Here is a 9,056-nt window from a genome sequence, read left to right on the forward strand (position 1 = left end):
CCCTCGGTTTGTTTTACCATGACTGCGCTTGTGATATTTCTTACCGTGTCGGCGCAGATGTAGGTATAACTCACCACCTGCTTTTTTATCTTCCCAGATATACAGATAAATGCATTCATGGCTGACAGACCGTTCACTTTCTTTGCGCAACCATCCCGTTATTTGTTCAGGACTCCATTTCTCATTAAGCTTCTGGGTAATTAAAGCTATCATTTCAGGTGTCATCTTAAGCGGTTTTCTTACACTTCTTCGGCGAAACAAAGCCCGCTCATGAGCTTGTTTGTGTCTGTAACCTCGCTTACCTGTATTTCTAGAAAGCTCTCTTGAAATCGTAGATTGCGATAAATTAGTTAGCTCAGCAATACTTTGTTGCGTAAAACCACTTTTCTTTAGAACGGCGATCTGGCATCTTTGCGCATAGGTCAGTTGTTTGTAATGTCTCATTGTAAAATCTCTTGCCGGAGAAAAAGCAGTTAGCTTATGAGCAACTGACCACTTAATCTAGCCAAAACAAGTTATGCACTTACAATTTGAATCTAGGATATCAAAAGGCATGCTATTACAGCTATTAGGTAATCAAGCCGAGATTCAAGTTAATCCCGACCACCTTGACGAAGGCCAATTAAGGCAAAAGTTTTATACCAAACAAGTTCATGTTTGCTAATTAATTGCGCCATCAAAACTCAAAGGCAGCTTTACTTTAATGGTAAAGCCATTTTGTTTAAACACCTTAAAAGTGCCGCCTAACGCTGTAGTTCGCTCCTCTATAAACGCCAAACCGTAGTGACCTGAGTTATCTGTTGGGGTTACTAAAGTCCCGTTATCGCTAATTGTTAACTCAATAAATTCGTCGCTGTTTATTATATTTATAACCAGTTTGCTGGCATTGCTGTGCTTCATACAATTGGTTACTGCTTCTTGGCAAATTCGGTAAATAGCTATTTCGTGATCTTTTGAAAGGCTATTATCTAACTTAAATTGTGGCTGATACTTAATATTTGCCTTGTGCAGTAAGCTTTTTAGTCGCCCTTGTGTTATTGCCTTTTCTAAACCGAGTTCATCTAACTCACGCGGGCGAAGATAATGCATTAATTGATAAACAGAGTCATACATCGAATTAGCATTGTTTTTTAATGTAGTCACAAACGATTGGGTATCTTCGTTACTAAGGTGCGACAAAATAGCTAAATCTGTTTTTAATGCTGTTAGGTTTTGCCCTAATTCGTCATGCAACTCTTGCGAAAGGTGCTTTCGCTCGTTTTCTTGCACCGACACCATTTTGGCAGCCAGCGCCGTGTTTTGAGTTAGCTGCTCTTTAAGCTCTTTATTGGTTTGCTTTAACTCATTGTTTTTACGTTTAAGCTCAGTAATTGCAGCGCCTAAAACCATACTGGTAATTGCGTTTGCTAAAATAAATAACTGGCTAATGTAGGTATTGCTAGGCTCGTGCGTAATGCTTGCTTCAATTATTATTAATGCGTTAATTAGCGCTGCACTGCTTACAGCCCCTAACGAGCCATACTTATACGAAAACCAAATAATAGGTAATAACGATGCAAGCCGTAATAGCGGGTAGGTATCTGGGCGAACCGCATAGACAAAAAATACAATTAATATAAAACACACTAAAGTGGCTACTAGGCCAAATAACTTAGTGAGCCTGACTGTGTTAAAACTGTATTTAGAATCGTAAATTAACATAATAAAAGGGGCAATTAACAGCGAGCCAGTAATATCGCCCAAGCACATGTTTAACTGATACTGCAGTAGCTCTTTAGCAACCAATACATTTGTAAATTCAAATGCACTGGCAAACAAAAACCACTTTATAGATGTACTCGCAACACAAAGCAGTATTAACGAAAGTATACCTAGGCTGTCGTTAATGCTTGGCGGCCAACGGCTATTTTTAAACACATAAACAAGCGCTATAAAGCAAAGTTCCTGCCAAAAGCCATGAAATAAATCAAACTCCCAAACCCCACTGTATGTTAAACCAAGCTGCGCAGCTAAAGCGCGCGATACAACCCATAAGGTGAGCCAATAGCGTGTTGGAGTGAGTAAGTAAAACGCAATTTTTACGCCTGCGGGAATAAATATCGCGCTGCTCTCGGGTACGGTTTCAAGGTTTTGGCTAACCCAAAAAGCGGCGAGTGAAGCAATAAAGTAAATTAGCCCCACCAATAACTGTTTAGCTACCTCTTTGTATGCGGTAGTAAAACTAACATTAGATAAAGAAGAAGCGTTAGGTAAGTTCATCTAACTGTATTACTCCCGCATCAATTGCAATTTTTAGCAGTTCAAACGAGGTCGTAACATTAAGTTTGCTGTATATGTTTGCTTTGTGTACATGTGCTGTTTTAGGCATTATTTCGAGTATTTGCGCCACTTGTTTAGCGTTTAATCCCTTAGAAAATAACGGAAGGGCTTCAAGCTCTCTGTTAGTAAGTACAGTTAATGCTAAATTTTCGCTACTCATCGAAAAGTTTACGTCTTCACTAATGTACCTTTTACCTAAAGCGACTGCTTTAACTGCATCTATTAGCTCATCAGAGGCAGAGCGCTTAGACACATAACCCAAAGCACCTAATCGCAAAGCATTGCTTACATAAGGTTCGTGGTCGTGCATGGAGGCCACAATACTTTTAATATGTGGGAAAAACTCTTCAAGGTACGACAAAAAAGAAAGGCCGGTTTCAGTCCCGTTAAGCGATATATCAACAATAAATATATCAGGTTGTTCAAGCTCTACAGCCAGCTTTGCTTCTGTCACGCTGCAGGCTTCAATAATTACTTTCCAATCTGGTTGTAACTCTAAAAGCTTTTTAAAGCTGTCTCTTACTAATTGATGATCTTCTATGATGCCAATGAGCATTTAAATCTCCTTTTATGCTTTCAATACAGCGGAGCGGGTAACTAATTACCTAAAACGTTTAAATGGGTTACCTCACTTAAAAGCAAGGTAACAAAACCAGTGGTTCTAAATTGGTAATTAGTTGCTGGTGGAGATTACAACTAAGCTCTTTTTATAGCAGCTCATTGTTATTGCGAAAGAATAATCTCAGTAATACCTTCAGCAGATAGTATTTCAATCCAGTAGCCGTCAGGGTCTTTAATAAATGCTAGGCCCTTCATTGAGCCATCATCTGGTTTTTTTACAAACTCAACGTCGTACTTTGCAAAGCGCTCACAGGCTTCGTAAACATCCGGTACGCTAATACCAATATGCCCAAATCCTTTAGGTTCTTGGTTACCACTGTGGTATCCCTCAAAGCTGTCGTCGCTTTCAGTGCCCCAGTTATGGGTTAACTCAATTAGCGCAGGGCGACGAAACACCCATTCTGCTTTAGTTTTATCATCACCTTGTGGCAATTCTTGCTCGTAGCCTAAAAAGTAAAGCGTAAACTTCATACCAGGAAAATCATACTTACCTAACAGCTTCATACCTAATACATTTTGGTAAAATTCAAGCGACGGCTTTGGATCTTTAATACGTAACATAGTTTGTTGCATAACAAAGCCCTGAGTGGCCTGTTCAACTTGTTCTGGTGATTCGTTATAGTTAGACATGGTGATCCTTACTGAAAATTATAAAAAGGGTGTAAGTATTACGTGTTCCATCATAATCAACCGCCACTTAAATTAAAACCATTCTAGGTAATTCAACGCGTTATAATTGCCTTTAAATTACTAGCACAGTATTTGCAAAGCGTATAATTAAAACTAATGGGCTGTTAAATATCTCTGTGCATATTATTAACACAAACTAGGACGTTTTTTTGAAAACACTTTTACCTTTACTAAGTCTAATATTATAGGCTTTTTTATTACTCGCACTCACGAGTTTTTTTAGTGGGTTTTATAATGCGTATACAATATTTTCTGGTGGCGATCCTAAGTTAATCGCGGGGCATATTTCATCAGCCATTGTTGTATCACTTATACAAATTATTCCTGCTTTAATTGGGCTTTTTATAAATACGTACGTGCTAAATAGTAGGTTAAATAAAAACATAAACAGCTCAGCCATTTTTATAAATATTTCAAAATTTTATGCCTACCTGTGGATTTTATTTATTCCACTTGGTACGTTTTTAGGTATTAAGCAATTAATTAGATTAAAAAGTGTAAGTACATAACGAGCACTTACAAAAAAGGAGCCACTATGTTTTACGATGATATTCAGGGGTTATTACGTGTACTTACAATAGGCGTACTGGGTTATATTGCACTGGTGTTCTGGCTGCGCGTATCGGGTAAACGTACGCTTTCAAAGTGGAACGTGTTCGACTTTATAGTCACCATTGCGCTGGGCTCTATATTGGCGTCTGTTATTATTTCAAAAAGTGTTCCGTTAGCTGAGGGCATACTTGCCTTTGTCGTATTAATAGGGCTGCAATATATTATTACGTGGCTTAGTGTGCGCTCGTCAAAATTTGCAGCGCTTATAAAAGCAAATCCCACGTTATTACTAAGTGATGGTGAATACTGCACGGCTGCACTTAAATCACAGCGGGTAACAAAGTCAGAAATTCGCGCCGCTATTCGTGGTGCAGGCATATTAGCTATAGAAGATGTAGCCGCAGTTGTGCTAGAAACCGATGGTAGTTTTAGTGTACTTAAGCAAAATAACAGCGGGTTAAAAACTACGTTAAGTGATGTAAGCGGGCATTAAATTAATACGCTAATAGTTATATTAACTAAGGCAGGTATATTACCTGCCTTAATTTGTATTAAAGCATAAGTTATTTAGCGTGCTGCTCTAACAAACTAAAGGTAGGTAACCGCCACTTAAAGCGTATTGAGGCCATACGTATTAAGTATCCCGCAACCAAGCTCACAATAATGCTGATGTTGTCGTCAATATTGTAATGGTGTAGCGCTAAGTACAAGCACGCTACAAGTAACGATACACTCGCGTATAGCTCGTTATGTAATACCAACGGCGCTTGGCGACATATTAAATCACGCAGTAATCCACCAAATACGCCAGTAACAACCGCAGCCACTACACAAATACCGTAATGTAGGCCCATATTTAGCCCCACTTGGCAGCCAATAATACTAAAAGCAGCTAAACCCAGGGCGTCTAGGCGCATAAATATGCCTTTAAATTTAACCACCCATTTAGCAAGCCACGTAGTAACAATACCGGCAATACAGGTAATTAATAAATACTCTGGGTGTTGTACCCACGTTAGCGGGTAATTGCCTAGCAATATATCTCGTACGCTGCCACCACCAATTGCGGTCGCACTGGCTACCAGCACCACACCAAACCAGTCCATTTTCATTCGGCCTGCGCTAAGTGCGCCGGTCATGGCTTCTGCGGTAATACCAATAATATAAACAACAGTTAGTAACATGAGATAATCACTTAAAATACGTGCGTAAAAATAAGGTGTGGATTGTATAGATAAATTAAGTAAATAACGAATGAAAAATCGTACTAAAAAAGCTTCATTCAGATAGAAATAACTAATGACAAAACCGAGTGTAAACAAGCTGTTAAGCTCGTGGGTGAATGCGTAATGGTTGATGTGAATTAAAGGACATTTGGCCGCAAATTATAAATAAAACAGGTTGAGGTTTAGTTGTTTTTAGCACGCTTATTTGTAGCTAAATTTAATGGTTAAGTTTAATAATTGGTTTAGTAGGTAAAGCGTAAAATTAACGCAATATGAATATTTAGTTGCATGGTTTTAATTTAGGAACGTATAATAACAAGTGTTAACTAAATGGAATTTGCGTAAAACGCAGCTTAAGCAGAGCAGGTGGATACATGAACAAAGGATTGTTAAAGTCGTGGAAAACCGACAAAGGTTTTGGTTTTATTAAATCAGACACCCTAGAACACGACACGTTTATACACATATCAGCGCTCAAACACATGAGCCGCAAGCCAAAAGTTGGCGACACCATTTACTTTGAAGTTGCAACACAGCCCGACGGTAAAACCAAAGCAATTAACTGCCGCATAGAAGGCGTTGCAGAGCTTAAAGCACCTTATCAAAAACACAAACAACACCCGCACAGTATTGCCAAATCTAATTTTGCCAGTAGCTTTTTAGGCAAAGTCGCCTCAATTGGTCTTACTGTGCTTTGTTTATATGCGTTTACTAAATACAACTCTCACTCAAGCAGCCAAACACCCATTATCACCAATGATGATTTAGCCACCTTTGATAAACAATACCCAAAAATCGTTATTACTAAAAGCACGCAAAATTTTACGTGTGATGGCAGGCAATATTGTACTGAAATGCGCTCACGCGATGAGGCGGTATTTTTTATTAATAATTGCCCGAATACAAAAATGGATGGGGATGGAAAACCTTGTGAAAATGATTCACGGTTTAAAAATGAATGGTAATTTGATAAACCGTTTAGCTAAAGGTTGGGTTGAAAAAAATAGAATTAATAGCTGTGTATAAATACAGCTATTTGCAATTTGTCCCATAACATTATTAAAAGTCGTTTTGGGGTTAAATAACAAAGGGTACTGAGTAGCAATTGTAATTAATTGTTTATAAATGAGTTGTTTGGTGTAATTATCGTACAGCTTATTATTTGCCGTTTGTGTGGGTATGAAATCCAAGGTATTGATCTATAATCTGTTATGTGTATTTGTAAATTGGAGTTATTAATGAAATCTGATAAATATAATAGAAGCATAAATTTTTTGTGTTCGACATGTGGCTGTAAAGATTTTTCATATGATGAAGGGGTGGATGAAGCTATCCAAATAATGACCTGTGCTTCTTGCGAGCGAGAATTCAATAAAGATGAACTTCTTCAAGAAAATAGCGAAAATATAGATGAACATCTTTCTGAAATTAAAAATGAAGTAAAAAGAGACTTAGCAGATCAACTGCGTAAGTCTTTGAAAAAGTCTTTTTCTGGGAATAAGAATATAAGGTTTAAATAATGTCTGTTTCTATCGATGCTGGTGACTTAATAGCAGGCCTAGCTTTTCTTTTATCAGGTTATGCAACTTGGCAAACGGTGAGCTTTAACAAAAAGCAGAAGTCCCTTGTTGAAAGCCAAGAAAAGCTAAATAACCTTCTTCTAGAAAAAGAGAGTGAAGATGCTTTAAAAGAAAAAAGAGCAGATCTTGGAGCTTCTTTTATAAAGTTAGGGGGTAGTAAATACAGACTTAAAGTTTGTAATAAGGGTTCTTTTACAGCTAAAAACGTTAGAATTGAGTTTCCAGAAGGAAATGATGTCGTAATCGATTCTGAAATAACAGAAAAATTTCCAATGGAGAGTTTAGAAAGGCATCAGTCTGTAGAGCTTATTGCTAGTGTTCATGGGCAGACAAAACGGAAACATGTTGTGAGGCTTATTTGGGAAGATGATGCTCAATTGCATAATGAGAAGCTGTCGTACCCCACAATCTAAACACACAATTAATAAGACACCCATCTTAAATTTCAGCTTAGTCAGCAGTGCAGAGCAAGTTTTCGGAGTATTAAAAAATGGACTTTGTTATATGCTTAATTTTATTTTTATTGTTCTATATTTTAGTCAATTATATCCAAAGCATTATTGGGTATTACCCTAAACTAGCTAGAGAATATAAAACGGATTTAATTATTTCTGATTCCTCACTTTTAAAATCAAGCAGTATGTACTTGACGAATGTGGCAGATATTTCTCGTGAGAAAAACAGTGAATATCGGACTTGGCTAAATATCAAATCATTTCAGCAAGGTATATTTATAAGCCAAAAACGGATGTTGATTCTACTATTTCCCAGGAGTTTTTTAATACCATGGGAGCAAATTAGTTTAATAAAAGAAAAAACTAATTTTCTTAAAAATCAATATCTTTATAAAGTCGAATGTAAAAAAGAACCTGTTTATATCATTACGAAATTCGATTTATTAAAAAGCGTTTGAATTAACAGTGACACCCATCCTAAATTTTGCTCTTTTCAAAATTTAGGACTACGTTTATTTAGTGTAAAAAATAAGCAGGGTGTCTTATGGCTATCGCAAGAAAGCGTCAAGTAAGTTTGGTTGATACAAAATACTATCACTGTATTTCACGCTGTGTTCGTCGTGCATTTTTATGTGGAGAAGACCGCTTTACTGGTCAATCTTACGAGCATCGACGAGGGTGGGTTGAAGATAAGCTGCTTGAATTAGCAAAGGTATTTTGTATTGATGTATGTGCTTATGCCGTAATGAGTAATCACACCCATTTGGTACTATATGTAGATGATAAGAAAGCAAACAGGCTGAATGATAAAGCGATTGTTATTCGCTGGCATAAACTCTGTAAAGGCACATTGTTAACGCAAAAATATGTACAAGGTGAAAAGCTAAGTAAAGTTGAACTCATCTTTTTCAACCAAACGGTTAAACAATACCGCGAACGCCTAGCAAGTATTAGCTGGTTTATGCGGTTGTTAAATGAAGACATTGCGCGCAGAGCAAATAAAGAAGATAACTGCACAGGACGATTCTGGGAGGGTAGATTCAAATCGCAAGCATTACTAGATGAAGCAGCCCTTGCGGCCTGCATGGCCTATGTCGATTTAAATCCCATTAGGGCTAAAATGGCTAACACACCAGAAGAGTCAGACCATACCAGTGTACAAAAGCGCTTAACATGCGCGACAGAAGGTAAACAGCCTAAACAGTTACTACGTTTTGCAGGTATGCCACGTCAGATTATGCCTAAAGGACTGCCGTTTGAGCTTAAATCGTACCTTGAACTTGTTGAGTTAACAGGGCGAATAATACGAGAGGATAAACGCGGGTATATTGATTACATGAACCTACCTTTGTTAGAAAGGCTTAATATCTCCCCAGAGAACTGGCTAAAACTTACTACGCAATTTACGCGCGTATTCCATGGAGCAGTCGGCAGGCCCACTTCACAAGCAAGTTACTGTGAAAATTTAAAGCGTAAACGGCGATCAAATATTAGCAACTGCGAAAAGCTACTCGCATAATACTTAAGCTACTCAGTAAAACCATTCAGTAAACATTATAACTGCAATTATGTAGTTATTATCATGCGTGTAATTCAGGTTTTAACGTGCTAAT

12 protein-coding genes are annotated in these 9,056 nt (G+C 37.6%); 6 read left to right on the forward strand and 6 right to left on the reverse strand.

All coding sequences use genetic code 11. From position 1 onward, the window contains the following. From L659_RS0101125 to L659_RS1000000123665, 5 genes are all read right to left on the reverse strand, one after another. On the reverse strand, positions 1 to 444 hold a 444-nt coding region (locus tag L659_RS0101125; RefSeq protein ID WP_024589301.1), incomplete at its 3' end, for an IS30 family transposase. A 216-nt stretch (positions 445 to 660) separates the two neighbouring features. Next, positions 661 to 2,259 carry an MASE1 domain-containing protein gene (locus tag L659_RS0101135; RefSeq protein ID WP_024589302.1) on the reverse strand — a complete coding sequence of 533 codons (1,599 nt, stop codon included), beginning with the start codon at positions 2,257 to 2,259 and terminating at the stop codon, positions 661 to 663. Beyond that, positions 2,246 to 2,875: a response regulator transcription factor gene (locus L659_RS0101140; RefSeq protein ID WP_024589303.1), complete on the reverse strand. Its 630-nt coding sequence runs from the start codon at positions 2,873 to 2,875 to the stop codon at positions 2,246 to 2,248. The genes L659_RS0101135 and L659_RS0101140 overlap by 14 nt, the downstream gene beginning before the upstream one ends. Positions 2,876 to 3,042: 167 nt before the next feature. Further along, on the reverse strand, positions 3,043 to 3,570 hold the full coding sequence (gloA, locus tag L659_RS0101145) for a lactoylglutathione lyase (RefSeq protein ID WP_024589304.1): 528 nt from the start codon (positions 3,568 to 3,570) through the stop codon (positions 3,043 to 3,045). Between the two features lie 289 nt (positions 3,571 to 3,859). Continuing rightward, the gene (locus L659_RS1000000123665) at positions 3,860 to 4,015 is read right to left on the reverse strand and encodes a hypothetical protein (RefSeq protein WP_155945831.1); all 156 of its coding nucleotides are present in this window, start codon (positions 4,013 to 4,015) and stop codon (positions 3,860 to 3,862) included. A 150-nt stretch (positions 4,016 to 4,165) separates the two neighbouring features. Here L659_RS1000000123665 and L659_RS0101155 point away from each other — a divergent pair, with 150 nt between their 5' ends. After that, on the forward strand, positions 4,166 to 4,675 hold the full coding sequence (locus tag L659_RS0101155; RefSeq protein WP_024589305.1) for a DUF421 domain-containing protein: 510 nt from the start codon (positions 4,166 to 4,168) through the stop codon (positions 4,673 to 4,675). A 70-nt stretch (positions 4,676 to 4,745) separates the two neighbouring features. On the opposite strand, the gene L659_RS0101160 is transcribed toward L659_RS0101155, so the two are convergent. Beyond that, the gene (locus tag L659_RS0101160; RefSeq protein ID WP_007586765.1) at positions 4,746 to 5,366 is read right to left on the reverse strand and encodes a trimeric intracellular cation channel family protein; all 621 of its coding nucleotides are present in this window, start codon (positions 5,364 to 5,366) and stop codon (positions 4,746 to 4,748) included. Positions 5,367 to 5,782: 416 nt separating this feature from the next. On the opposite strand from L659_RS0101160, the gene L659_RS0101165 reads away from it, so the two are divergent. The 5 genes from L659_RS0101165 (at position 5,783) to L659_RS0101185 (ending at position 8,962) form a co-directional block, all read left to right on the forward strand. Continuing rightward, a complete protein-coding gene (locus tag L659_RS0101165; protein WP_024589306.1) occupies positions 5,783 to 6,373 on the forward strand; it encodes a cold shock domain-containing protein in 591 nt (196 codons plus the stop codon). Between the two features lie 273 nt (positions 6,374 to 6,646). After that, positions 6,647 to 6,928, forward strand: coding sequence for an ECs_2282 family putative zinc-binding protein (locus tag L659_RS1000000123875; protein ID WP_024589307.1), 282 nt, complete (start codon positions 6,647 to 6,649; stop codon positions 6,926 to 6,928). Continuing rightward, the gene (locus L659_RS0101175) at positions 6,928 to 7,401 is read left to right on the forward strand and encodes a hypothetical protein (RefSeq protein ID WP_024589308.1); all 474 of its coding nucleotides are present in this window, start codon (positions 6,928 to 6,930) and stop codon (positions 7,399 to 7,401) included. Before L659_RS1000000123875 ends, L659_RS0101175 begins: the two co-directional genes overlap by 1 nt. Positions 7,402 to 7,478: 77 nt before the next feature. Then, positions 7,479 to 7,901 (forward strand): hypothetical protein, encoded by a 423-nt coding sequence (locus tag L659_RS0101180; RefSeq protein WP_024589309.1) that lies wholly within the window; start codon positions 7,479 to 7,481, stop codon positions 7,899 to 7,901. An 86-nt stretch (positions 7,902 to 7,987) separates the two neighbouring features. Continuing rightward, positions 7,988 to 8,962, forward strand: coding sequence for a transposase (locus L659_RS0101185; RefSeq protein ID WP_024589310.1), 975 nt, complete (start codon positions 7,988 to 7,990; stop codon positions 8,960 to 8,962). Positions 8,963 to 9,056 lie beyond the last annotated feature (94 nt).

Source organism: Pseudoalteromonas sp. S8-8, assembly GCF_000497875.1.
GTDB classification, from domain to species: domain Bacteria; phylum Pseudomonadota; class Gammaproteobacteria; order Enterobacterales; family Alteromonadaceae; genus Pseudoalteromonas; species Pseudoalteromonas arctica.

Bases quoted from the DNA above. Each gene is read 5' to 3' on its own strand.
- L659_RS0101135 (WP_024589302.1), bottom strand. From the start codon at position 2,259: ATGAACTTACCTAACGCTTCTTCTTTATCTAATGTTAGTTTTACTACC.
- L659_RS0101175 (WP_024589308.1), top strand. From the start codon at position 6,928: ATGTCTGTTTCTATCGATGCTGGTGACTTAATAGCAGGCCTAGCTTTT.
- L659_RS0101165 (WP_024589306.1), top strand. From the start codon at position 5,783: ATGAACAAAGGATTGTTAAAGTCGTGGAAAACCGACAAAGGTTTTGGT.
- gloA (WP_024589304.1), bottom strand. From the start codon at position 3,570: ATGTCTAACTATAACGAATCACCAGAACAAGTTGAACAGGCCACTCAG.
- L659_RS0101140 (WP_024589303.1), bottom strand. From the start codon at position 2,875: ATGCTCATTGGCATCATAGAAGATCATCAATTAGTAAGAGACAGCTTT.
- L659_RS0101160 (WP_007586765.1), bottom strand. From the start codon at position 5,366: ATGTTACTAACTGTTGTTTATATTATTGGTATTACCGCAGAAGCCATG.
- L659_RS0101185 (WP_024589310.1), top strand. From the start codon at position 7,988: ATGGCTATCGCAAGAAAGCGTCAAGTAAGTTTGGTTGATACAAAATAC.
- L659_RS0101180 (WP_024589309.1), top strand. From the start codon at position 7,479: ATGGACTTTGTTATATGCTTAATTTTATTTTTATTGTTCTATATTTTA.
- L659_RS0101155 (WP_024589305.1), top strand. From the start codon at position 4,166: ATGTTTTACGATGATATTCAGGGGTTATTACGTGTACTTACAATAGGC.
- L659_RS1000000123875 (WP_024589307.1), top strand. From the start codon at position 6,647: ATGAAATCTGATAAATATAATAGAAGCATAAATTTTTTGTGTTCGACA.
- L659_RS1000000123665 (WP_155945831.1), bottom strand. From the start codon at position 4,015: ATGTTTTTATTTAACCTACTATTTAGCACGTACGTATTTATAAAAAGC.